Source organism: Haemophilus sp. THUN1691 (assembly GCF_059704425.1).
This window is the reverse complement of the sequence record NZ_AP046578.1, coordinates 613,491-636,214: the sequence shown is the minus strand read 5'-3', so window position 1 is coordinate 636,214 and position 22,724 is coordinate 613,491. Positions and strand designations below refer to the sequence as shown.

37 protein-coding genes, 1 pseudogene and 1 riboswitch are annotated in these 22,724 nt (G+C 39.1%); of the genes and pseudogenes, 5 read left to right on the top strand and 33 right to left on the bottom strand.

Annotation, left to right across the window (positions count from 1 at the left end; genetic code table 11):
- The first annotated feature begins 115 nt into the window (after positions 1–115).
- On the top strand, positions 116–712 hold the full coding sequence (locus AC6H0J_RS03170; RefSeq protein ID WP_497512818.1) for a Crp/Fnr family transcriptional regulator: 597 nt from the start codon (positions 116–118) through the stop codon (positions 710–712).
- 120 nt (positions 713–832) lie between these two features.
- Here AC6H0J_RS03170 and rplQ read toward each other — a convergent pair whose 3' ends face one another.
- From rplQ to ftsY, 31 genes are all read right to left on the bottom strand, one after another.
- The gene (gene rplQ / locus AC6H0J_RS03165) at positions 833–1,219 is read right to left on the bottom strand and encodes a 50S ribosomal protein L17 (RefSeq protein ID WP_005625863.1); all 387 of its coding nucleotides are present in this window, start codon (positions 1,217–1,219) and stop codon (positions 833–835) included.
- 40 nt (positions 1,220–1,259) lie between these two features.
- The gene (locus AC6H0J_RS03160; protein ID WP_005625865.1) at positions 1,260–2,249 is read right to left on the bottom strand and encodes a DNA-directed RNA polymerase subunit alpha; all 990 of its coding nucleotides are present in this window, start codon (positions 2,247–2,249) and stop codon (positions 1,260–1,262) included.
- 31 nt (positions 2,250–2,280) lie between these two features.
- The gene (rpsD, locus tag AC6H0J_RS03155) at positions 2,281–2,901 is read right to left on the bottom strand and encodes a 30S ribosomal protein S4 (RefSeq protein WP_005625866.1); all 621 of its coding nucleotides are present in this window, start codon (positions 2,899–2,901) and stop codon (positions 2,281–2,283) included.
- Between the two features lie 29 nt (positions 2,902–2,930).
- Complete coding sequence (rpsK, locus tag AC6H0J_RS03150; RefSeq protein WP_005543603.1) at positions 2,931–3,320, bottom strand: 30S ribosomal protein S11; 390 nt, start codon at positions 3,318–3,320, stop codon at positions 2,931–2,933.
- 16 nt (positions 3,321–3,336) lie between these two features.
- Positions 3,337–3,693 (bottom strand): 30S ribosomal protein S13, encoded by a 357-nt coding sequence (rpsM, locus tag AC6H0J_RS03145; RefSeq protein ID WP_005625867.1) that lies wholly within the window; start codon positions 3,691–3,693, stop codon positions 3,337–3,339.
- A 141-nt stretch (positions 3,694–3,834) separates the two neighbouring features.
- Positions 3,835–3,948, bottom strand: coding sequence for a 50S ribosomal protein L36 (gene rpmJ, locus AC6H0J_RS03140; RefSeq protein ID WP_005625868.1), 114 nt, complete (start codon positions 3,946–3,948; stop codon positions 3,835–3,837).
- A 28-nt stretch (positions 3,949–3,976) separates the two neighbouring features.
- On the bottom strand, positions 3,977–5,302 hold the full coding sequence (secY, locus tag AC6H0J_RS03135; RefSeq protein ID WP_005625869.1) for a preprotein translocase subunit SecY: 1,326 nt from the start codon (positions 5,300–5,302) through the stop codon (positions 3,977–3,979).
- A gap of 7 nt (positions 5,303–5,309) precedes the next feature.
- A complete protein-coding gene (rplO, locus tag AC6H0J_RS03130) occupies positions 5,310–5,744 on the bottom strand; it encodes a 50S ribosomal protein L15 (RefSeq protein WP_005625870.1) in 435 nt (144 codons plus the stop codon).
- A gap of 3 nt (positions 5,745–5,747) precedes the next feature.
- Positions 5,748–5,927 (bottom strand): 50S ribosomal protein L30, encoded by a 180-nt coding sequence (gene rpmD, locus AC6H0J_RS03125; protein ID WP_005543631.1) that lies wholly within the window; start codon positions 5,925–5,927, stop codon positions 5,748–5,750.
- Between the two features lie 6 nt (positions 5,928–5,933).
- Complete coding sequence (rpsE, locus tag AC6H0J_RS03120; protein ID WP_005625871.1) at positions 5,934–6,434, bottom strand: 30S ribosomal protein S5; 501 nt, start codon at positions 6,432–6,434, stop codon at positions 5,934–5,936.
- 14 nt (positions 6,435–6,448) lie between these two features.
- On the bottom strand, positions 6,449–6,802 hold the full coding sequence (rplR, locus tag AC6H0J_RS03115; protein WP_005625873.1) for a 50S ribosomal protein L18: 354 nt from the start codon (positions 6,800–6,802) through the stop codon (positions 6,449–6,451).
- A gap of 13 nt (positions 6,803–6,815) precedes the next feature.
- Positions 6,816–7,349, bottom strand: coding sequence for a 50S ribosomal protein L6 (gene rplF, locus AC6H0J_RS03110; RefSeq protein WP_005625876.1), 534 nt, complete (start codon positions 7,347–7,349; stop codon positions 6,816–6,818).
- 15 nt (positions 7,350–7,364) lie between these two features.
- Positions 7,365–7,757 carry a 30S ribosomal protein S8 gene (gene rpsH, locus AC6H0J_RS03105; protein ID WP_005625877.1) on the bottom strand — a complete coding sequence of 131 codons (393 nt, stop codon included), beginning with the start codon at positions 7,755–7,757 and terminating at the stop codon, positions 7,365–7,367.
- Positions 7,758–7,793: 36 nt separating this feature from the next.
- The gene (gene rpsN, locus AC6H0J_RS03100) at positions 7,794–8,099 is read right to left on the bottom strand and encodes a 30S ribosomal protein S14 (RefSeq protein ID WP_005625879.1); all 306 of its coding nucleotides are present in this window, start codon (positions 8,097–8,099) and stop codon (positions 7,794–7,796) included.
- An 11-nt stretch (positions 8,100–8,110) separates the two neighbouring features.
- On the bottom strand, positions 8,111–8,650 hold the full coding sequence (gene rplE, locus AC6H0J_RS03095) for a 50S ribosomal protein L5 (protein ID WP_005625881.1): 540 nt from the start codon (positions 8,648–8,650) through the stop codon (positions 8,111–8,113).
- Positions 8,651–8,667: 17 nt separating this feature from the next.
- Positions 8,668–8,979: a 50S ribosomal protein L24 gene (gene rplX / locus AC6H0J_RS03090; protein WP_005625883.1), complete on the bottom strand. Its 312-nt coding sequence runs from the start codon at positions 8,977–8,979 to the stop codon at positions 8,668–8,670.
- Positions 8,980–8,989: 10 nt separating this feature from the next.
- Positions 8,990–9,361 carry a 50S ribosomal protein L14 gene (gene rplN, locus AC6H0J_RS03085; protein ID WP_005548786.1) on the bottom strand — a complete coding sequence of 124 codons (372 nt, stop codon included), beginning with the start codon at positions 9,359–9,361 and terminating at the stop codon, positions 8,990–8,992.
- A gap of 240 nt (positions 9,362–9,601) precedes the next feature.
- A complete protein-coding gene (gene rpsQ, locus AC6H0J_RS03080; RefSeq protein WP_005625886.1) occupies positions 9,602–9,859 on the bottom strand; it encodes a 30S ribosomal protein S17 in 258 nt (85 codons plus the stop codon).
- A complete protein-coding gene (gene rpmC / locus AC6H0J_RS03075; RefSeq protein WP_005625888.1) occupies positions 9,859–10,050 on the bottom strand; it encodes a 50S ribosomal protein L29 in 192 nt (63 codons plus the stop codon). The genes rpsQ and rpmC overlap by 1 nt, the downstream gene beginning before the upstream one ends.
- Positions 10,050–10,460, bottom strand: coding sequence for a 50S ribosomal protein L16 (gene rplP / locus AC6H0J_RS03070; RefSeq protein WP_005625890.1), 411 nt, complete (start codon positions 10,458–10,460; stop codon positions 10,050–10,052). Before rplP ends, rpmC begins: the two co-directional genes overlap by 1 nt.
- Positions 10,461–10,473: 13 nt before the next feature.
- The gene (rpsC, locus tag AC6H0J_RS03065) at positions 10,474–11,181 is read right to left on the bottom strand and encodes a 30S ribosomal protein S3 (protein WP_005625894.1); all 708 of its coding nucleotides are present in this window, start codon (positions 11,179–11,181) and stop codon (positions 10,474–10,476) included.
- 17 nt (positions 11,182–11,198) lie between these two features.
- Entirely contained in the window at positions 11,199–11,531 is a 333-nt protein-coding gene (rplV, locus tag AC6H0J_RS03060) for a 50S ribosomal protein L22 (RefSeq protein ID WP_005625897.1), read from the bottom strand.
- A gap of 11 nt (positions 11,532–11,542) precedes the next feature.
- Positions 11,543–11,818, bottom strand: coding sequence for a 30S ribosomal protein S19 (gene rpsS / locus AC6H0J_RS03055; RefSeq protein WP_005539416.1), 276 nt, complete (start codon positions 11,816–11,818; stop codon positions 11,543–11,545).
- A gap of 25 nt (positions 11,819–11,843) precedes the next feature.
- Complete coding sequence (rplB, locus tag AC6H0J_RS03050) at positions 11,844–12,665, bottom strand: 50S ribosomal protein L2 (RefSeq protein ID WP_005625898.1); 822 nt, start codon at positions 12,663–12,665, stop codon at positions 11,844–11,846.
- Between the two features lie 17 nt (positions 12,666–12,682).
- A complete protein-coding gene (rplW, locus tag AC6H0J_RS03045) occupies positions 12,683–12,982 on the bottom strand; it encodes a 50S ribosomal protein L23 (RefSeq protein WP_005625900.1) in 300 nt (99 codons plus the stop codon).
- Positions 12,979–13,581: a 50S ribosomal protein L4 gene (gene rplD, locus AC6H0J_RS03040; protein ID WP_005625901.1), complete on the bottom strand. Its 603-nt coding sequence runs from the start codon at positions 13,579–13,581 to the stop codon at positions 12,979–12,981. Before rplD ends, rplW begins: the two co-directional genes overlap by 4 nt.
- Positions 13,582–13,596: 15 nt before the next feature.
- Positions 13,597–14,223, bottom strand: coding sequence for a 50S ribosomal protein L3 (rplC, locus tag AC6H0J_RS03035; protein WP_005632753.1), 627 nt, complete (start codon positions 14,221–14,223; stop codon positions 13,597–13,599).
- A gap of 16 nt (positions 14,224–14,239) precedes the next feature.
- Positions 14,240–14,551: a 30S ribosomal protein S10 gene (gene rpsJ / locus AC6H0J_RS03030; protein ID WP_001181005.1), complete on the bottom strand. Its 312-nt coding sequence runs from the start codon at positions 14,549–14,551 to the stop codon at positions 14,240–14,242.
- 319 nt (positions 14,552–14,870) lie between these two features.
- Positions 14,871–15,803 carry a permease-like cell division protein FtsX gene (gene ftsX / locus AC6H0J_RS03025; protein WP_005625910.1) on the bottom strand — a complete coding sequence of 311 codons (933 nt, stop codon included), beginning with the start codon at positions 15,801–15,803 and terminating at the stop codon, positions 14,871–14,873.
- Between the two features lie 9 nt (positions 15,804–15,812).
- Positions 15,813–16,469: a cell division ATP-binding protein FtsE gene (gene ftsE, locus AC6H0J_RS03020; protein WP_005635730.1), complete on the bottom strand. Its 657-nt coding sequence runs from the start codon at positions 16,467–16,469 to the stop codon at positions 15,813–15,815.
- Positions 16,470–16,487: 18 nt separating this feature from the next.
- Positions 16,488–17,831 (bottom strand): signal recognition particle-docking protein FtsY, encoded by a 1,344-nt coding sequence (ftsY, locus tag AC6H0J_RS03015; RefSeq protein WP_005625915.1) that lies wholly within the window; start codon positions 17,829–17,831, stop codon positions 16,488–16,490.
- A 96-nt stretch (positions 17,832–17,927) separates the two neighbouring features.
- Between ftsY and rsmD the strand changes: the two genes are divergently transcribed.
- Together rsmD and trmL are read left to right on the top strand one after the other, a co-directional pair.
- Positions 17,928–18,509, top strand: coding sequence for a 16S rRNA (guanine(966)-N(2))-methyltransferase RsmD (gene rsmD, locus AC6H0J_RS03010; protein WP_005625917.1), 582 nt, complete (start codon positions 17,928–17,930; stop codon positions 18,507–18,509).
- Positions 18,510–18,519: 10 nt separating this feature from the next.
- Positions 18,520–19,002: a tRNA (uridine(34)/cytosine(34)/5-carboxymethylaminomethyluridine(34)-2'-O)-methyltransferase TrmL gene (gene trmL, locus AC6H0J_RS03005; protein ID WP_005625919.1), complete on the top strand. Its 483-nt coding sequence runs from the start codon at positions 18,520–18,522 to the stop codon at positions 19,000–19,002.
- A gap of 47 nt (positions 19,003–19,049) precedes the next feature.
- On the opposite strand, the gene AC6H0J_RS03000 is transcribed toward trmL, so the two are convergent.
- Positions 19,050–19,820, bottom strand: a complete 771-nt coding sequence (locus tag AC6H0J_RS03000; protein WP_046952572.1) for a glycosyltransferase family 25 protein — start codon at positions 19,818–19,820, stop codon at positions 19,050–19,052.
- A gap of 90 nt (positions 19,821–19,910) precedes the next feature.
- Positions 19,911–20,558, bottom strand: coding sequence for a 3,4-dihydroxy-2-butanone-4-phosphate synthase (gene ribB, locus AC6H0J_RS02995; RefSeq protein WP_005626122.1), 648 nt, complete (start codon positions 20,556–20,558; stop codon positions 19,911–19,913).
- A gap of 88 nt (positions 20,559–20,646) precedes the next feature.
- Positions 20,647–20,824: riboswitch (FMN riboswitch) on the bottom strand.
- Here ribB and nadR point away from each other — a divergent pair.
- A pseudogene (gene nadR, locus AC6H0J_RS02990) lies at positions 20,801–22,042 on the top strand (multifunctional transcriptional regulator/nicotinamide-nucleotide adenylyltransferase/ribosylnicotinamide kinase NadR); the annotation flags it as partial. Its footprint overlaps the riboswitch before it by 24 nt.
- Entirely contained in the window at positions 22,039–22,719 is a 681-nt protein-coding gene (locus AC6H0J_RS02985; protein ID WP_005626124.1) for a metallophosphoesterase family protein, read from the top strand. The pseudogene nadR and the gene AC6H0J_RS02985, both read left to right, overlap by 4 nt.
- The last annotated feature ends 5 nt before the right edge of the window (positions 22,720–22,724 follow it).

Below are 22,724 nucleotides of genomic sequence, written 5' to 3'. Positions count from 1 at the left end.
TCATTTAAAATAAAAATTTTGTTACCAAGTTAACACTTTTAAAACTTGCTTATAGCGGATAAAAACAGAAATTTGTATAGTAACCTAAAGTTGTTTATGTATTAAAAGGATATTTATGTCAAGCTCATCACCTTATTTACCTCAAAACTTACACCAATGCATTATTTCTGAAAGTAAAACACTAGGGAAAAACAGCTTAATTTATACTCAAGGTGAAAAACCTAAAGAATTTTATTTTTTAAAACGAGGGCTTGTCGGGCTTTATCATAGCTTAGAAAATGGTAAAGAAACCTTGATTCGACTTTATCATGCTAACGAGTATTTTGGGTTTAGAACAATCTTTAGTGAAACAACTTATCATTGTAGTGCAAAGGTATTACTAGAAGCAGATATTATTCGTATATTTCCTGGAAATCACACTACTTTTATCGCAATTAATCCTGATTTTTCCCGCTATCTTATGAAACAACTTTCGAATGAATTATATGACGCAGAACACCGAGTAAGTAGTACAGCCTATAAACGAAGCTACGAGCGTATAATTGATGCAATTGAAAATCTAACTGAAAGTTATCCCGATTATCCTTGGACCTACCGAGAAGTAGCTGAATTTTGTGGATGCGAAACAGAAACTGCCATTCGTATTAGTCAAGAATTAAAGAAACAAGGAATTCTAGACAAAAATACAAGACATTTACGAATCTGCTCTTAAATTCAATATTATGGTTTTGAACTATCTATCTAAATAATTTTTCAGTAAATAAAGCTCTTTTTACTTACATATAAAATAAAAAAGCTCACTATAAAGTGAGCTTTTCCTTTGAATTGATTTTTATTCCTCAGTAGCTGCTTCAGCAACTTCTGGGCGATCAACTAACTCAATGTATGCCATTGGTGCATTATCGCCTACACGGAAACCACATTTCAAAATGCGAGTGTAACCACCTGCACGTTGAGCAAAACGTGGACCTAATTCATTAAATAATTTTGCAACAGTTTCAACGTTGCGAGTACGAGCGAATGCTAAACGACGGTTTGCAACGCTATCTACTTTTGCTAATGTAATTAACGGTTCAACTACACGGCGTAATTCTTTAGCTTTAGGCAAAGTAGTCTTAATGATTTCATGACTAACTAAAGCACTTGCTAAGTTACGAAACATCGCTTGGCGATGGCTGCTATTACGGTTTAGTTGACGACCACTCTTACGATGGCGCATGATCTTATCCTTCTCAGAAAAATCTTAACCTATGACCAAACTAGTCTTCAGCAATACTTGCTGGTGGCCAATTTTCAAGGCGCATACCAAGTGACAAGCCACGTGAAGCGAGCACATCCTTAATTTCAGTAAGAGATTTCTTACCAAGATTAGGTGTTTTTAATAATTCAACTTCTGTACGTTGTACTAAATCACCGATATAATGAATTGTTTCTGCTTTCAAACAGTTAGCAGAACGAACTGTCAACTCTAAATCATCTACAGGACGTAATAAAATCGGATCAAATTCCGGTTTTTCTTCCTTAATCTCAGGTTGACGAACATCACGCAAATCAACGAATGCATCGAGTTGCTCTGCTAAGATTGTTGCAGCACGACGAATTGCTTCTTCAGGCTCAAGGGTTCCATTAGTTTCTAACTCGATAACAAGTTTATCTAGGTCGGTACGTTGTTCAACACGAGCTGCTTCAACATTATATGCAATGCGATCAACTGGGCTGTAACAAGCATCAACAAGTAAGCGACCAATTGGGCGCTCCTCTGCTTGACTATGAGTGCGAGCTGAAGCTGGAACATATCCTCTACCACGCTGAACTCGAATACGCATACTGATTGATGCATTTTCGTCAGTTAAGTGACAGATTACATGATTCGGATTCACAATTTCAACATCACCATCATGGGTGATATCCGCTGCAACAACAGGGCCAATTCCAGATTTATTTAGTGTCAGAATAACATCATCTTTATTCTGTACTTTAACCGCTAGACCTTTAAGGTTTAAAAGAACTTCAAGAATATCTTCTTGAACACCTTCCTTACTACTATATTCGTGCAATACGCCATCAATTTCCACTTCAGTTACAGCACAACCTGGCATTGAAGACAGAAGGATACGACGTAATGCATTACCTAGAGTATGGCCAAAACCACGCTCTAACGGCTCTAAGATCACTTTAGCATGAGTTGAACTAATTTGTTCAATATCTACTAAACGTGGTTTTAAAAATTCTGTAACAGAACCCTGCATTTTATCCTCTCTTTGCTTTTAAGCTTAACTATTATTTAGAGTAAAGCTCAACGATCAGATGTTCGTTAATATCTGCTGATAAATCAGAACGTTCAGGAACACGTTTGAACACACCTTCCATTTTTGCAGAATCAACTTCTAACCATGTTGGTTTTTCTCTTTGTTCTGCTAATTCTAATGACGCTTTAATACGTGCTTGTTTTTTAGATTTCTCACGAACAGCAACAACATCATTTACAGAAACTTGGAAAGATGGAATGTTAACAACACGACCATTTACAACAATCGCTTTATGGCTCACTAATTGGCGAGCTTCTGCACGAGTTGCAGCAAATCCCATGCGATAAACAACGTTATCCAATCTACCTTCTAATAACACTAATAAATTTTCACCAGTGTTACCTTTTAAACGGTTTGCTTCTTTATAGTAGTTACGGAATTGACGTTCTAAAATACCATAGATACGACGAACTTTTTGTTTTTCACGTAATTGACTACCATAGTCAGACAAACGCGGTTTACGAGCACCATGTTGACCAGGTGCTGTATCAATTTTACATTTTGAATCAATCGCACGCACGCCTGATTTAAGAAATAAATCAGTACCTTCACGACGGCTGAGCTTGAGTTTTGGACCCAAATATCTTGCCATTTTCTTTCTCCAACTATCCTATATACGTCTTAAACGCGACGTTTTTTCGGTGGACGACAACCGTTATGAGGAATCGGAGTCACATCAGTAATATTCGTGATACGGAAACCCGCTGCGTTTAACGCGCGAATTGTAGATTCACGACCTGGACCCGGACCTTTAACCATAACTTCCAAGTTCTTTAAGCCGAATTCTTTAACAATTTCAGCACAACGTTCAGCAGCAACTTGCGCAGCGAACGGGGTAGATTTACGAGAACCACGGAAACCTGAACCACCTGCAGTCGCCCATGCTAGAGCGTTACCTTGACGGTCAGTAATAGTAACGATTGTATTATTGAAAGATGCGTGAATATGTGCTACGCCATCTACGACTTGTTTTTTTACACGTTTACGTGCACGAACTGGTGTTTTAGCCATTCTTTATTTACCCCGACTATTTTTTGATCGGCTTACGTGGACCCTTACGGGTACGCGCATTAGTTTTAGTACGTTGACCACGTACCGGTAAACTACGACGGTGACGTAAACCACGATAACAACCTAAGTCTAAAAGACGTTTGATGTTTAGTGTTACTTCACGACGTAAATCACCTTCAACGGTAAATTTACCAACTTCGTCACGCAGTTTGTCAATCTGCTCTTCAGACAATTCTCTGATCTTAACATCTTCAGCAATACCCGCTGCAGCACAAATAGCTTTTGAACGAGTCTTACCAATACCGTAAATTGCAGTTAAAGCGATTACAGCGTGTTTGTGATCAGGAATGTTAATGCCTGCAATACGGGCCACTATGCACTCCTATTATTTTAACTAATTTGGTATTCTGATCTTGAAAAGCCCGTTTTCAGGATACTCAAACAGAATACCAAGGACATAAATGAGTTGAGCAGTATAACTGCTCAACTGGTTCTTTGCAAGAAAAAATATGAATTAACCTTGACGTTGTTTATGTTTAGGATCGCTGCACAATACGCGTACAACACCTTCACGTTTAACAATTTTACAGTTACGACACATTTTCTTTACGGAAGCACGAACTTTCATTGCTTATCCTTTTCTACTAAATGAACAATTATTGTCCAAAACCTTTAAGGTTTGCTTTTTTCAACGCAGACTCATATTGAGACGACATTAAGTGACTCTGAACCTGCACGATGAAATCCATAATTACAACGACTACAATTAAAAGAGATGTTCCACCGAAGTAAAATTTAACATCCCAAGCCGATGTCATAATATAAGGAACTAAACACACAAACGTTACATAAAGACCGCCAATCAGTGTAAGACGAGTCATAACTTTATCAATATAACGAGATGTTTGTTCCCCTGGTCTAATTCCTGGAATAAATGCACCAGATTTTTTTAGATTATCTGCTGTATCTCGCGGATTATACTGCATTGCAGTGTAAAAGAAGCTAAAGAAAATAATTGCTACAGCATAAACAAGCAAATAAAGAGGTTGACCCGGATTCAACAGCATAGATAAGTTATTTAACCACTCAAACTTATCATTTTGTCCAAACCATTGAGTTAAGGTAGCAGGAAATAAAATAATACTTGAGGCAAAAATTGCCGGCATTACGTTTGCCATATTTACTTTCAATGGTAAATGTGTCGAATGACCACCTAAAATTTGACGACCTTGTTGACGCTTTGCATATTCAACGCGAATTCTACGCTGTCCTCTTTCAACAAAAACAACGAAATAAGTTACTGCAAATACAATAGCTGCGATAAGAAGAAGCACTAATGGATGCATCTGTCCTTGACGAGCCTGCTCAATAGTTTGAAGTATAGCCGATGGTAAACCAGCTACGATACCGCCAAAAACAAGAATTGAAATACCGTTACCAATACCTCTTTCAGTAATTTGTTCACCTAACCACATGAGGAACATAGTTCCAGTTACTAAGCTAACAACTGAAGTGAAGTAAAAACCAAATCCAACATTTGGCACTAAGCCAGGTAACATATTTGGTAAACCTGTTGAAATAGCTACTGCCTGAATGGTTGCAAAAACAACTGTCGCATACCGAGTATACTTAGAAATTTTACGTTGACCAGCAGCACCTTCTTTCTTTAATTCTGCTAAAGCAGGAGAAACCGTTGCAAGCAACTGAATTACAATAGATGCCGAGATATACGGCATAATACCTAATGCTAAGATAGATGCACGGCTTAATGCACCACCAGAGAACATGTTAAACATGTCAATGATGGTGCCTTTTTGTTGTTCAACTAATTGAGCTAGCACAGCCGCATCAATACCAGGAACCGGAATGAAAGAACCAATTCGGTAAACGATAAGCGCACCTAAAACGAAAAGTAATCGGCTTTTTAATTCACCTTTACCGCTATTAGTACTTCTTGCTTGATAACCTGGTTGTTTAGCCATTTGCTAATTATTCCTCAACTGAACCGCCAGCAGCTTCAATTGCTGCTTTTGCACCCTTAGTTACACGCAAACCACGAACTGTTACTGCAGATTTCACTTCACCCGCTAAAACTACTTTAGCGAATTGGATATCTTTAGTTAAGATATTTGCTGCTTTTAATGTTTCTAAGGTTACTACATTACCTTCAACTTTGGTTAATTCATTCAAACGAACTTCTGCAGTTACTGCAGCTTTCATTGAAGTGAAACCAAATTTTGGTAAACGACGGTATAACGGCATTTGACCACCTTCGAAACCGCGACGAACACCGCCACCAGTACGAGATTTTTGACCTTTATGACCACGGCCACCTGTCTTGCCTAAACCTGAACCAATACCACGACCAAGGCGTTTAGCGCTATGCTTTGCACCTTCAGCCGGAGATAGAGTATTTAAACGCATCTCTTACTCCTCCACTTTAACCATGTATGAAACTTGGTTAATCATACCACGTACTGCAGGCGTATCAATTAACTCAACAGTGTGGTGCATATGGCGAAGACCAAGACCACGCAAGGTAGCTTTATGCTTCGGTAAACGAGCAATTGAACTACGAACTTGTGTTACTTTAATAGTTTTAGCCATTATTCATTACCCCAAGATTTCATCAACAGTTTTACCGCGTTTTGCAGCAACCATTTCTGGTGATTTCATGTTTGCTAATGCATCAATAGTTGCACGAACAACGTTAATTGGGTTGGTAGAACCATACGCTTTAGAAAGAACGTTACGTACACCTGCAACTTCTAATACTGCACGCATTGCACCACCAGCGATGATACCTGTACCTTCGCTTGCTGGCTGCATAAATACACGTGAACCAGTATGTACACCTTTAACTGGATGCTGTAATGTACCTTCATTCAAAGCAACGTTAATCATATTACGACGTGCTTTTTCCATTGCTTTTTGGATCGCTGCTGGAACTTCGCGTGCTTTACCATAACCAAAACCTACTCGGCCATTACCATCGCCCACCACAGTTAATGCAGTGAAACTCATAATACGACCACCTTTTACAGTTTTTGATACACGGTTTACTGCGATTAGCTTCTCTTGCAGTTCACCAACTTGTTTTTCGATGTTTGACATCTCAATTTACCTCATTAGAACTGTAGACCAGCTTCACGTGCAGCGTCCGCTAAAGTTTGGACACGACCATGATATTTAAAACCGGAACGATCAAAAGCAACAGCTTGAACGCCTTTTGCTAATGCGCGTTCTGCAACAGCTTTACCTACTGCAGCAGCAGCATCTTTATTACCGGTGTATTTTACTTGCTCACGAATTGCTTTCTCAACAGTTGAAGCAGCGGCAAGCACTTCTGAACCGTTTGGTGCAATAACTTGTGCATAAATATGACGTGGAGTGCGGTGAATAACTAAACGAGTTACACCTTGCTCTCTCATCATATGACGTGCACGAGCTGCACGACGGATACGAGCTGATTTCTTATCCATAGTGTTACCTTAATTATTTCTTCTTAGCCTCTTTGATACGTACCACTTCATCAGCGTAACGTACCCCTTTACCTTTATAAGGCTCAGGACGGCGATAAGCACGAATATCTGCTGCAACTTGACCGATCAACTGTTTGTCTGCACCTTTCAACACGATTTCGGTTTGAGATGGACATTCTGCAGTAATACCTGCCGGTAAAGTATGCTCTACTGGGTGAGAATAGCCTAAACTTAATGCAATTGCATTGCCTTTAAGTTGAGCTCTGTAACCTACACCCACCAATACCAATTTTTTAGTGAAACCTTCAGTAACACCGATAACCATTGCATTAACTAATGCACGTGCAGTACCCGATTGAGCATTTGCTTCAACAAAACCTTCACGTGGAGTGAACGTAAATTGTCCGTTATCTTGTTTTACTTCAACTGATTCATGAATTTTGCGAGATAACTCGCCATTTTTACCTTTTACTGTTAATAGCTGACCGTCGAGTTTAACTTCAACGCCGGCAGGAATATTAACAGGTGCCTTTGCAACACGAGACATTTTCCTACCTCTCTATTAAGCTACATAACAGATGATCTCACCGCCTAAACCTGCTTGACGAGCAGCGCGGTCAGTCATAACACCTTTAGATGTAGAAATAACTGCAACACCTAAACCGCCCATAACTTTTGGTAATTCATCTTTACGTTTGTAAATACGAAGACCAGGACGACTTACACGTTGGATGCTTTCTACAACTGGTTTGCCTTGGAAATATTTTAAAGTAATTTCCAATTCAGGTTTAGCACCTTCTAAAACTTTTACGCTTTCGATATAACCTTCAGCAGCTAATACGTTGGCAATTGCCACTTTTAGCTTGGAAGAAGGCATATTGATTGCAACTTTGTTCGCAGCTTGACCGTTACGAATACGGGTCAGCATATCTGCGATTGGATCTTGCATACTCATTGTACTTTTTCTCCGATTCCAAAATAAAGTGGTATATTACCAGCTCGCTTTTTTAAGGCCTGGGATTTCACCGCGCATTGCAGCTTCACGAACCTTAATTCGGCTTAAACCAAACTTACGTAAAACGCCATGAGGACGTCCAGTTTGGCGGCAACGGTTACGTTGACGAGATGGGCTAGAATCACGTGGTAAAGTTTGTAACTTTAACACTGCATCCCAACGATCTTCATCAGAGGCATTGACATCAGAAATGATTTTCTTTAATTCAACACGTTTTGCGTAGAATTTTTCAGCCAATTTAACGCGTTTTACATCGCGTGCTTTCATTGATTGTTTAGCCATTATAACCTGCCTTATTTACGGAATGGGAAATTAAAGGCAGCAAGTAGTGCTTGACCTTCTTCATCATTCTTAGCAGTAGTTGTGATAGTGATATCTAAACCACGTACACGATCTACTTTATCGTAATCGATTTCAGGGAAGATGATTTGTTCACGCACACCCATGCTATAGTTACCACGACCATCGAATGATTTCGCGCTTAAACCGCGGAAGTCACGAATACGTGGAACAGCAATTGTAATTAAACGTTCAAAGAACTCCCACATACGCTCACCGCGTAGTGTTACTTTACAACCGATTGGATATCCCTGACGGATTTTAAAGCCAGCAACAGATTTACGAGCTTTAGTTACTAAAGGTTTTTGACCGCTGATTGCTGCTAAGTCCGCTACTGCGTTGTCTAGCAATTTTTTGTCGGTCAATGCTTCACCCACACCCATATTCAGGGTAATCTTTTCGATTCGTGGGACTTGCATGACAGATTTGTAGCCGAATTTATTTTTTAATTCGCTTACTACTTGATCTCTGTAGTAATCATGCAGTTTCGCCATCGCATTACTCCAGTTTGTTAGATAATTTCATTGTTAGATTTGAAGAAACGTACTTTTTTGCCGTCTTCGAATCTAAAACCTACACGGTCAGCTTTATTTGTTTTAGGATTGAAAATCGCAACATTTGAAGCGTCAATTGCAGCTTCTTTTTTCACTAAACCACCAACTTTTCCTAATGCAGGAACTGGTTTTTCATGTTTAGTAATAATGTTGATACCTTCAACAAACACTTTACCGTTTGGTAACACTTTAGTTACCTTGCCACGTTTGCCCTTATCTTTACCAGTAAGAACAATTACTTCATCATTTTGACGGATTTTAGCAGCCATTACATTCCCCTTACAGTACTTCTGGAGCTAAAGAAATGATCTTCATGAATTTCTCAGAACGAAGTTCACGAGTCACTGGTCCAAAAATACGAGTACCGATTGGTTGCTCAGTGTTATTATTTAAAATTACACAAGCGTTACCATCGAAACGAATAACTGAGCCATCTGGGCGACGAACACCCTTCTTGGTGCGCACAACAACTGCTTTTAATACATCACCTTTTTTTACTTTACCGCGTGGAATTGCTTCTTTTACAGTAATTTTGATGATGTCACCAATCGCAGCATAACGACGGTGCGATCCACCTAGAACCTTGATACACATTACGCTGCGAGCGCCTGAATTATCAGCAACATCCAGCATAGTCTGTTCTTGGATCATATTAGTGCTCCGTTAAGATTAAAAAAACACCCTTTCGGGACGAACCCATCCGCACTACTGAGACAGAATGGCGGATAGCTGTGGGATTTTATCAAAAGAAAAAGAGAAAGGCAATGATAATTTACCTTTATCCTCTTAGCCCATTTACTAAAAATGCGGTTGAAATTTACAATACTTAAATGTAAAAAAAGCCAATAGATTTACACTATTGGCTTTTATTTTATTACTCTTTGTTATTAATTAAGCAATAACTGCTTTCTCAACAACGCGAACTAAAGTCCAAGATTTGGTTTTTGATAGAGGGCGACATTCGCGAATCTCTACGGTATCACCAACTTTGGCTTCATTATTCTCATCGTGTACGTGTAATTTAGTTGTACGACGGATAAATTTACCATATAAAGGGTGTTTTACCTTACGTTCAATAGCAACAACGAAAGATTTTTCCATTTTGTCGCTAACAACTTTACCTTGTACGCTACGAATTTTATCAGTCATTACTCACCCGCCTTTTCGGTTAATACAGTTTTTACACGTGCAATATCACGACGCACTTGTTTAGCCTGATGGGTTTGTTGAAGCTGACCGGTGGCTGTCTGCATACGCAACTTGAATTGTTCACCTAAAAGGTTTACTAATTCAGCATTCAGCTCTTCAACACTTTTTGTACGTAAATCTTGAGCTTTCATTACATCACCGTCTTAGTTACGAAAGTGGTCTTAACTGGCAATTTAGCAGCTGCTAATGCAAATGCGTTTCTTGCTACTTCTTCAGACACACCATCCATTTCATAAAGCACTTTACCCGGTTGGATTAAGGCTACCCAGTACTCAACGTTACCTTTACCTTTACCCATACGGACTTCTAATGGTTTTTCAGTAATTGGTTTATCTGGGAATACACGAATCCAGATTTTACCTTGACGTTTTACTGCACGTGACATTGCACGACGTGCCGCTTCGATTTGACGAGCGGTTAAACGACAACGACCAACTGCTTTTAAACCGTAAGTACCGAAACTAACTTCAGTACCGCCCGCGATACCACGGTTGCGGCCTTTGTGAACTTTACGGAATTTTGTACGTTTTGGTTGCAACATTTAGCGTTTCTCCTTACTTACGACCTTTACCGCGAGGAGCCTTTTTAGGCTTGTCGGCAGGTTGTTGTTCTGATTGCGCAACGGCAGCCATTCCACCAAGAATTTCACCTTTGAAGATCCACACTTTAACGCCGATTACGCCGTAAGTTGTGTGAGCTTCTGCAGTGTTATAATCGATGTCCGCACGAAGAGTATGTAGAGGTACGCGACCTTCACGATACCATTCTGAACGTGCGATTTCTGCACCACCTAAACGACCGCTAACCTCAACTTTGATACCTTTAGCACCTAAACGCATTGCGCTTTGTACCGCACGTTTCATTGCACGACGGAACATTACACGACGTTCTAATTGAGAAGCGATGCTATCTGCAACTAATTTCGCATCTAATTCAGGTTTTTTCACTTCAGCAATGTTGATTTGAGCAGGAACGCCAGCGATTTTAGACACTGCGTTACGTAATTTTTCAACATCTTCGCCTTTTTTACCGATTACGATACCAGGACGAGCTGTGTGAATAGTTACACGAATACTTTTAGCTGGACGCTCAATAGTAATACGTGAAACTGAAGCATTTGCTAATTCTTTATTTAAGAATTTGCGTACTTTGAAATCGCCTTCAAGATTGTCAGCGAAGTCTTGTGTATTCGCGAACCAAGTAGAGCTCCAAGGTTTAACAATACCTAGGCGAATACCATGTGGATGTACTTTTTGACCCATTGCTATTCCTCTACTTATTAACGATCTGACACAACCACAGTAATGTGGCTAGTACGTTTTAAAATACGATCTGCACGACCTTTAGCACGTGGCATAACACGTTTCATGCTAGGACCTTCATCAACGAAGATTTTAGCAACTTTAAGATCATCGATATCTGCACCGTCATTGTGCTCTGCGTTTGCAATAGCTGATTCTAAAACTTTCTTCACTAAAGCTGCTGCTTTTTTGTTAGTGAAAGTTAAGATTTCTAATGCTTGCGCAACTTTTTTACCACGAATTAAATCGGCAACTAAGCGAGCTTTTTGGGCAGAAGTGCGAGCGTAACGATGTTTTGCGATAGTTTCCATCTCTTTACCTCTTATTTCTTAGCTTTCTTATCTGCCGCGTGACCGCGGTATGTACGAGTCGGTGCAAATTCACCAAGCTTATGACCGATCATTTCATCAGATACATAAACAGGAACGTGCTGACGACCATTATGGACTGCGATGGTCAATCCGATCATTGATGGAATGATCATTGAACGACGGGACCAAGTTTTGATTGGTTTTTTATCCCCGCTTTCCACCGCCTTCTCTACCTTCTTCAACAAGTGTAGGTCAAGGAAAGGACCCTTCTTGAGAGAACGTGGCATGGCTAATCCTCTTTAATTTAATCTATTATTTGCCACGACGACGTACGATATATTTATCAGTACGTTTGTTGTGACGAGTTTTCTTACCTTTGGTTTGAACGCCCCAAGGAGTTACTGGGTGTTTACCAAAGTTACGACCTTCACCACCACCGTGTGGGTGATCTACTGGGTTCATTGCAGTACCACGAACTGTAGGGCGAATACCTCTCCAGCGGTTAGCACCAGCTTTACCCAATACGCGAAGCATATGTTCTGAGTTACCAACTTCACCGATTGTAGCAACACATTCAGCTAATACTTTACGCATTTCGCCTGAACGCAAACGTAAAGTTACATAGTTGCCTTCACGTGCGATGATTTGTACATAAGCACCAGCAGAACGAGCGATTTGACCGCCTTTACCTGGTTTTAATTCAACGTTATGTACTGTTGAACCAACTGGGATATTACGCATTGGTAATGAGTTACCCACTTTAATTGGTGAGTTTACGCCAGCTTGGATTTGATCGCCTACTGACAGACCTTTAGGTGCTAAAATATAACGGCGTTCACCATCTTTATAAAGCACTAAAGCAATGTTAGCAGAACGGTTTGGATCATATTCTAAACGCTCAACAACCGCTGGGATGTCTAACTTGTTACGTTTGAAATCGATTAAACGGTAGTGTTGTTTGTGACCGCCACCAATGTGACGAGTAGTAATACGACCATAGTTGTTACGACCACCAGTTTTAGATTTAGTATCTAGAAGAGGTGCGTAAGGTTTACCCTTGTGTAATTCAGGGTTCACGATTTTAACAACGTGACGACGACCAGCGGAGGTCGGCTTACATTTAACGATAGCCATTCTCTAATTTCCTCCGATTACTCTGCACTGTCCACGAAGTCCAAGTTTTGGCCTTCGGCTAAAGTTACATAAGCTTTTTTCCAGTCGCTGCGACGACCCATTTTACTACCACGGCGTTTAGTTTTACCTTTAACAACCACGGTACGAACAGAGTCAACTTTTACTTCAAATAATTGAGCAACAGCAGCAGCAATTTCAGCTTTGTTCGCATCTAAAGCAACTTTAAGTACAACAGTGTTAGATTTTTCAGCATTGTTAGTTGCTTTTTCAGAGATGTGCGGTGCACGTAGCACGCTTAGCAAACGTTCTTGACTCATGCTAGGATCTCCTCAATTTGTTTCACAGCGTCAACAGTAACAATCACTTTATCGAAAGCGATTAAGCTAACTGGATCGATACCTTGAACATCACGTACATCAACTTTGTATAAGTTACGCGCTGCTAAGAATAGATTTTCATCTAAACTTGCTGTGATAATTAACGCATCTTCAACTGCTAAATCTTTTAATTTTTGTACTAAAACTTTAGTTTTTGGTGCATCTAATTCGAATTTTTCAACAACAACCAAACGGTCTTGACGAACTAATTCAGAAAGAATGCTTTTGATAGCACCACGGTACATTTTCTTGTTCACTTTTTGACTGTGATCTTGTGGTTTAGCCGCGAAGGTTATACCACCAGAACGCCAGATTGGTGATTTGATATCACCAGCACGAGCACGACCTGTACCTTTTTGACGCCAAGGTTTTTTACCTGAACCAGACACTTCAGCACGAGTTTTTTGCGCACGAGTACCTTGACGCGCACCTGCTGCATAAGCAACAACAACTTGGTGGATCAACGCTTCGTTAAACTCACGTCCGAAGGTAGTTTCAGAAACAGTTAGTGCGTTTGCACCTACAACTTGTAATTCCATCTCTATCTCCTAGACTTATGCTTTAACTGCTGGCTTAACGATAACATCGCCATTGATAGCACCAGGTACAGAACCTTTTACTAATAGCAATTTACGCTCAGCATCTACACGAACAACTTCAAGTGATTGAACGGTTACACGCTCAGCACCTAAATGTCCTGCCATTTTTTTACCTTTAAACACACGACCTGGAGTTTGGTTTTGACCAATAGAACCAAGTACACGATGTGATAAAGAGTTACCGTGTGTAGCATCTTGAGTACGGAAGTTCCAACGTTTAACACCACCTTGGAAACCTTTACCTTTAGAAGTACCAGTAACATCTACTTTTTTAACATCTGCAAAGATGTCAACATTGATTTCTTGACCTAAAGTGAATTCTTCACCTTCAGTACGAAATTCCCATAAACCGCGACCAGCTTCAACACCTGCTTTCACGAAATGGCCTGCTTCAGGTTTAGTTACACGATTCGCTTTTTTAGAACCAGTTGTAACTTGAACTGCAGTATAGCCATCGTTTTCAAGAGTTTTAACTTGAGTTACGCGGTTGGCTTCGATTTCGATAACGGTAACTGGTACTGAAACACCGTCTTCATTGAAGATACGGGTCATACCAACTTTACGACCGACTAAACCAATCATTGTAATAACCTCTTAATTAACCTAGGCTGATCTGCACGTCCACGCCGGCAGCCAAATCTAAACGCATTAATGCATCAACAGTTTTTTCTGTTGGCTCTACGATATCTACTAAACGTTTGTGTGTACGAATTTCGTATTGATCACGCGCATCTTTGTTCACGTGTGGAGAAATCAACACGGTGAAACGCTCTTTACGAGTTGGTAAAGGGATTGGACCACGAACTTGTGCACCAGTACGTTTAGCTGTTTCTACGATCTCCGCAGTAGATTGATCGATCAAACGGTGATCGAAAGCTTTTAAGCGGATACGGATTCTTTGGTTCTGCATTAGACCAGAGCTCCAATAAAATTTAGCTAATAAAAAACTAACACCAATCACAATTCTAACTTCAAAATAGAAAAGGAGGTGCAAGTTACCTGTTATATAGTCTCCAAATCGGAAACATTGTTTAGCGTGACATATCGTCATGCTCGTTTAATAAATGATTACATTAAACGGCTTTCATATTGAAAGCCTGCAAATACTACACAAAAGTTAAACAAATTGCAAGGGATTTATTCAAAGCAAATAAAAAGTGCAGTCATTTATCGCCGTATTTTCTCATCGAAAAATACCTAGAAAAATCACCGCACTTAGCATATTAAAATTATTGATGGTTATCTAATAGCGTAATATGTCGTTTTGCTACAATCCACGCACCAACATATCCCATAATTAAACAGCACACTAATAAGAATACAAATTCCCCAACGCCTAATCCATTCAAACTGAATTGAACGGCAAAAATATCCGTTACGTATTTCACTGCAGAAGTAAAATAGCTGATAATAAAGCTACTAAAAATCGCAGCAACTAACCCACCTAACACGGCATAAATCATCCCTGTATAAAGATAAGGACGAAGAATAAATTGATCTGTTGCACCAAGCAATTTCATCACATCAATACTTGATCGGCTACTATACACATCAGAGCGAATACTGTTACCAATAACTAAAAATACCGCTATCGTCATTAATACAGTGCAGAAAATTGCCACATGGGCGATTAACCAAGAAAGTGCGGTTAATTTTTCCATCCAATCGTTATCCAAGCGAACTTCTTGCACGCCTTTAATTTTATTTAAATTGGTACGTAACTCATCACGTTTTTCTGAAACATTAAATTCGCTTGTAGGTTTTACCATGACGACCGCAGGTAATGGATTATCATCTAGAATTTCTAATTCTTCACCAAAGCCAGACCAACTTTTGAATTCTTTTAAACTTTCTTGACGAGAGACATAATTCAGTGATTCCACCCCTTCTTGTTGACGGATTTTCTCTACCACTAAATTCGCGTCTTCTTCACTTAAATTTTTGTGAAGATAAATCGTCAATTCACTTTCAGGATAAAATTGAGTGGTCGCTAAATGTAAATTTTTCCACATTAAATAGCTCACGGTTGGGATCGTCAGAGATACAGCAATCACCAAAATCGTGAGCAGCGTGCCAAATTTACGTTGCCATAAATCCGCCCATACTGCACGCAAAGTATAGGCTGTTTGAACAAAAAAGGATGCATCCGTTGGTCGGCTCATGATTATTCCTTAATAACGTAAATAACCTTGTTCAAGTACAAGACAAGGTTTTGGTTTTTGTTGAATTAAATTAATGTCGTGAGTAGCAATTAACACAGTCATTCCGAGACGATTAAATTCTTCAAACAAATTAAAAATGCCTAAAGAAAGTTCATCATCTAGGTTACCCGTTGGCTCATCTGCTAGTAAGAGCTGAGGTTTATGCACAATAGCACGCGCAATATCAACACGTTGCTGCTCCCCTCCAGAAATTTGTGGTGGCAAATAGTGAGCTTTATTACGCAATCCTACACGATCTAAAGATGCCATCGCACGTGTATGCGCATCTTTTGGATGCATACCTGCAATAATCAATGGCAATGCCACATTTTCCACCACAGTACGATCTGTTAGTAAACGATAATCTTGGTGAACCATACCAATTTGGCGACGCAGAAATGGAATTTCATATTTCGACAAGCGAGTAATATCGTGCCCGTTAAACCAAATTTGACCCGCATTGGCTTTTTCCATTCCCATAATAAGCTTGAGTAATGTACTTTTCCCTGCGCCTGAATGCCCAACTAAGTAAGTCATACTTCCCACAGGAAGATGAAAATTCAAGCCTTGTAACGCAGGCTGTGTTGCGCCATGATAGGCTTTAGAAACATTTGAGAACTTAATCACAATTTTTCCTTATTCTTTTTATTCTTCTTCATGAACGAATAATGCCTCAATAAATTCTTTGGCATTAAACTCACGTAAATCTTCAATTTTCTCGCCTACACCGATATAGCGAATAGGCAACTTAAACTGATCGGCTATGGCAAAAATCACGCCACCTTTTGCCGTGCCATCTAATTTAGTTAGAGAGATCCCTGTTAAACCTACAGCTTCATTAAATAACTTCGCTTGGCTAATGGCATTTTGTCCCGTTCCAGCATCCAGCATAAGCATAATTTCATGTGGTGCAGTTTCATCATATTTTTTCATAACACGAACAATTTTTTTCAGTTCGTCCATTAAGTTATTTTTATTTTGCAGACGACCCGCCGTATCCGCAATAAGAATATCAATATTGCGTGCAGCCGCTGATTGCATCGCATCAAAAATCACCGATGCAGAATCAGAGCCGGTGCTTTGGGCAACAACTGGAATGTGATTGCGTTCTCCCCAAACTTGAAGCTGCTCAACGGCCGCTGCACGGAAAGTATCACCTGCTGCGAGCATCACTGATTTTCCTTCAGCCTGAAATTTACGTGCAAGCTTACCAATTGTCGTCGTTTTCCCCACGCCATTTACGCCCACCATTAAAATCACATAAGGTTTCTTCGTGCTATCAATCTTTAATGGCTGTGCTACTGGCTCAAGAATATCCGCCATTTCTACTTTTAATTGTTGATATAAAAGCTCGGCATCTTGTAATTCTTTGCGACTTGCATGCTCAGTCAAATTTTTGATGATTTTACTTGTTGTCGGCACGCCAATATCCGCAATCAACAGTTGTTCTTCTAATTCTTCAAACAACTCATCATCAATTTTTTTTCCTAAGAAAAAACTACGAAAACCTGCGCCAATATTTTGTTTAGTTTTCAGTAATCCCTTCACTAAACGACTAAAAAAGCCCCCTTCACTTGGCTTTTCGCGAGTTTCAATTTCAACAACAGGCTGAAGCTCATCTTTAATATCTTCAACAATTTCAGATTCAACCACGGTTTCTGTAATAGGAAGGTCATCTTCTAAATTTTTCGCTTCGATGATTTCTTCGACTGGCTCAAGTGCGGTTGAAATTTCCTGTATTTTTTCGTCTTCAACTATTTCATTCGTTTCAATGCTTTCTACTAAAAACGGCTCAGATTCCACCGCACTTTCTACTGCCTCTAATTCAGACGGTTCTTCAACTAAATCATGAGTTTCAAGTTTTTCAATAGATGGCTCGACATCTTTAATCTTTTCTTCTATTATCGGCTCAATTTTAGGTTCATCTTGCTTTTTATTACGCCCAAATAACGATGCCCAAAATCCGCCTTTTTTATTTTCTTCAGCCATAAAATGCTCTCTTAACTGTAATCCGATAAAAATGTCGTTTATTCTAGCAAAAAATCGTCTAAACTAAGCACAATTTTCAATAAAAATCGAATCTTTATGAAAAAAATACAAACGCCAAATGCAAAGGGCGAGGTTCGCATTATTGCAGGTCTATGGCGAGGTCGAAAACTTCCAGTATTAAATTCAGAAGGCTTACGCCCAACTGGCGATAGAGTGAAAGAAACGCTTTTTAATTGGTTAATGCCTTATATCCATCAGTCTGAATGTTTAGATGGCTTTGCGGGGAGTGGTTCATTAGGTTTTGAAGCACTTTCTCGCCAAGCGAAAAAAGTGACTTTTTTAGAATTAGATAAAACCGTCGCCAATCAATTAAAAAAGAATTTACAAACACTCAAATGCTCATCAGAACAGGCTGAAGTGGTTAATCAAAGTAGTTTGGATTTTCTAAAACAGCCACAAAATCAACCGCACTTTGATGTCGTGTTTTTAGATCCACCCTTTCATTTTAATTTGGCAGAACAAGCAATTAACTTGCTTTGTGAAAATAATTGGCTAAAACCCAATGCGTTAATTTACGTAGAAACAGAGAAAGATAAACCGCTCATCACTCCTGAAAACTGGACGTTATTGAAAGAAAAAACAACGGGAATGGTGAGTTATCGTTTATATCAGAATTAGAGAAAAAATTATGTTAGATATCGTTTTATATGAACCAGAGATCCCACAAAATACCGGTAACATTATTCGCCTTTGTGCCAATACAGGATTTCGCTTGCACTTAATTGAGCCGCTAGGTTTCACCTGGGATGATAAACGCTTACGCCGCTCAGGTTTGGATTATCACGAATTTGCAGAAATCAAACGTCACAAGACTTTTGAAGCCTTTTTAGAAAGCGAAAAACCTAAACGTCTCTTTGCACTCACAACAAAAGGCAGTCCAGCACATAGTCAGGTAAAGTTTGAACTTGGTGATTATTTAATGTTTGGCCCCGAAACTCGCGGCATTCCGATGTCAATTTTAAATGAAATGCCGATGGAACAAAAAATCCGCATTCCAATGACAGCCAATAGTCGCAGTATGAACTTGTCTAATTCTGTCGCAGTAACGGTTTATGAAGCATGGCGACAATTAGGCTATGAAGGTGCAGTAAATTTACCAGAAATAAAATAAACAAAAAGAGCAGTTAAAATTCAATGGGATTTTTAACTGCTCTTTTGTTATTTAAATGGAACTTGTTTTCCGAACATTTTTATTTTTACTCGTCCAAATTCATTTTTTATTTTTTCTAAAACAGAAGACTTATGTTGACTTCCATGCACTCTATCTCGCCCCTCTTTTAAGCTACTTTCAAAAGGATTGCTTGGATTCAAAACAAAATCTTGAACACAAATACCAGGTGAAAGTTGTACTATTTTATAATTTTTGAAATGTAAAAAATCCTCAAAAACAAGAGAATCAACAGCTACATCAAGCGGTTTATTTTTTACTAATTCAAGTAAATATTTAGCCCCTTTCGCTGTAACAGTATATCCAGCAGTTCCAGATTGCTTTACCGTAATAGGATAAATATTTCTATCACATTTTACAGTTTGTGGTTTTTTAAAGAACATTTTGCCATTTGCTTCTAATTTTAAAACATGAATATCATCAGAAATATAATCAATTTCTAATAATTCTTTGGCATTTTCCCCTAGATGAATGTCATCTTCAAAAATATTGATATAGTTTAAATTGTTCTCTAAGGTTAAATTCCACAAGACAATATGACTTAATGCACAACCAATTTCCCCATCCGACAACTTGGCTTTAGGAGAGCGATCTAATGTAATATTAAATTTTTTAGCGGTTTCTTCAATAAGGTCAGGCGTGATAGCATCAAAAAATTCAAAAGGAATATTCTGCTTACAGAATTCTTCTGTAATATGTTTTCGGCGTTTTTGTTCAGTAGTTAAACTAATGACATAATTGTGTTGTTCTGTGCTCTGCATAAAAGTTACCAAAATAAATAAAAAGATGAAGCTGTATAATATAAACAGTGCGGTTAAAAATCATAGAAATTTTCACCGCACTTCTTCATGCTAAATATTATGAGTTAAACGATATTCAACCAAATCTTCAATGGTTAGCACAGAATAACCAAATTTTTTCGCAAATTCTACAATCTCAGGGGCGCGAGCCATTGTGCCGTCGTCATTCGTGATTTCACAAATAACGCCTGCTTCTTTAAATCCTGCCAGACGTGCTAAATCAACGGAAGCTTCAGTATGTCCGCGACGGGTAAGGACACCGCCATTTGCTGCACGAAGTGGAAATACATGGCCCGGACGATGTAAATCTGTCGGAACAGCATTATCCGCAATCGCCGTTTGAATAGTGGTTACTCGGTCTGCGGCAGATACGCCTGTAGAAACACCTTTTGCAGCCTCAATCGTAACCGTAAAAGCCGTTTTGTTTACGCTATTATTGTGTTCTACCATTGGTGGCAAATCGAGTTGTTGGCAACGTCCATCGGTAATGCATAAACAAACTATACCACTTCCATAACGAATTAATTTTGCCATTTGTTCTGGTGTGATTGTTTCTGCCGGGAAAATTAAATCACCTTCATTTTCACGATCTTCATCATCTAAAACTAATACACCATTTCCATCTTTGAAAGCATTAATTGCGTTAAGTACGCGTTCTTCAGCGGTATTGCCGAATGGGGATAAAATTGACTGATTCATAGTAATTTCCTAATTTGAGATTTCAATTAAATACCAGAATCAGGGCTGAGAAATGCAAATAAAATGAACGATTTGGGAAGCCAACTCCTTTTATTCTCTTTCATCCAGACTTTACTGTCGGCTTTGGAATTTCACCAAATCTGCTGACTTTAAAAGTGAAGAACAGGACAATTTAGCAGGGAAAATTTGCCAAAAATTGACCGCACTTTTAAACGCTCGTGGGCTTTACCACCGGTAGGGAATTTCACCCTGCCCTGAGAATGCGCACTAAGTATAGCGCAAAATACCTAGGCACTAAATCAGAACGTGAAAAATATTTTCATTTAGCCTACAATAAACGCACTCAATTCTTACGCTATCAAGAACGGATTATGTCAAAAGCAAAAGAGAAAAAAGTCGGTGTCATTTTCGGGAAATTTTATCCCGTACACACAGGTCATATAAATATGATTTATGAAGCGTTCAGTAAAGTAGATGAACTGCACGTTATCGTGTGTAGTGATACGGAGCGCGATTTGAAATTATTTTACGATAGTAAAATGAAACGTATGCCAACCGTGCAGGATCGTTTGCGTTGGATGCAGCAAATTTTCAAATATCAAAAAAATCAGATTTTTATTCATCATTTGGTTGAAGACGGTATTCCAAGTTATCCAAATGGCTGGCAATCTTGGAGTGAAGCAGTTAAAACGTTATTTAATGAAAAGCATTTTGAACCTTCAATCGTATTTAGTAGCGAACCTCAAGATAAAGCGCCTTACGAGAAATACTTAGGTTTAGAAGTTTCGTTAGTCGATCCTGACCGCACTTTCTTTAATGTGTCCGCAACTAAAATTCGTACGACACCATTCCAATATTGGAAATTTATTCCGAAAGAAGTTCGTCCTTTCTTTGCCAAAACGGTGGCAATTTTAGGTGGAGAAAGTAGCGGTAAAAGCGTGCTCGTTAATAAGTTAGCCGCCGTATTTAATACCACCTCTGCATGGGAATACGGACGTGAATTTGTATTTGAAAAACTCGGTGGTAATGAGCAAGCTATGCAATATTCTGATTATCCGCAAATGGCTCTTGGTCATCAACGATATATTGATTATGCCGTGCGCCATGCACATAAAATTGCATTTATTGATACGGATTTCATCACCACGCAAGCTTTCTGCATTCAATATGAAGGAAAAGCTCACCCATTTTTAGACTCAATGATTAAAGAATATCCCTTCGATGTCACTATTTTGCTGAAAAATAATACTGAATGGGTGGATGATGGCTTACGCAGCTTAGGCTCACAAAAACAACGCCAACAATTTCAACAACTACTCAAAAAACTGTTAGATAAATATAAAGTTCCTTATATAGAGATTGAATCGCCAAGTTATCTTGACCGTTATAACCAAGTTAAAGCAGTCATTGAGAAAGTGTTAAATGAAGAAGAAATCAGTGAATTGCAAAATAGTCCATTTGTTATAAAAGGAAAACATCAATGATCTTATTTGCCGGTGATCCACACGGAAGCTACGATCATATTTACCCTTTTGTGAGAGAACAGGAAAATGTCGCACTCATAATTTTAGGCGATTTACAGCTCATCACAACAGATGAGTTGGATAAACTCGCACAACATTGTGATATTTGGTTTATTCATGGAAATCATGATAGCAAAACAATTAGTGCTTTTGATGCGATTTGGGGCTCTGAATGGCAATCACGAAATTTACACAATCGCGTAGTTGATATTCAAGGTACTCGCATTGCTGGGTTAGGCGGTGTGTTCCGCGGGCAAATTTGGATGCCGCCCAATCGCCCCATGTTTTTTGATCCTATTCATTATTGTCAATATAGCCCACAGGAGAAAATCTGGCGAGGCGGTGTGCCTTTGCGTCATCGCACGTCAATTTTTCCATCCGATATTGAAATCTTAGAAAATCAACAAGCGGATGTATTGATTTGTCATGAAGCACCTAAACCACATCCGATGGGTTTCCAAGTAATCAATGATTTGGCAATGAAGATGGGGGTTAAGCAAGTATTCCACGGACATCATCACGAAAACTTTACTTATCGAACAAAGTATCCCTACAAAATCACGAATGTAGGTTTCCGCAGTCTTGCTGATGCAGAGGGAAATTATTTGCTACAAACGATCGACGATCGTGAAAAATAAATCTA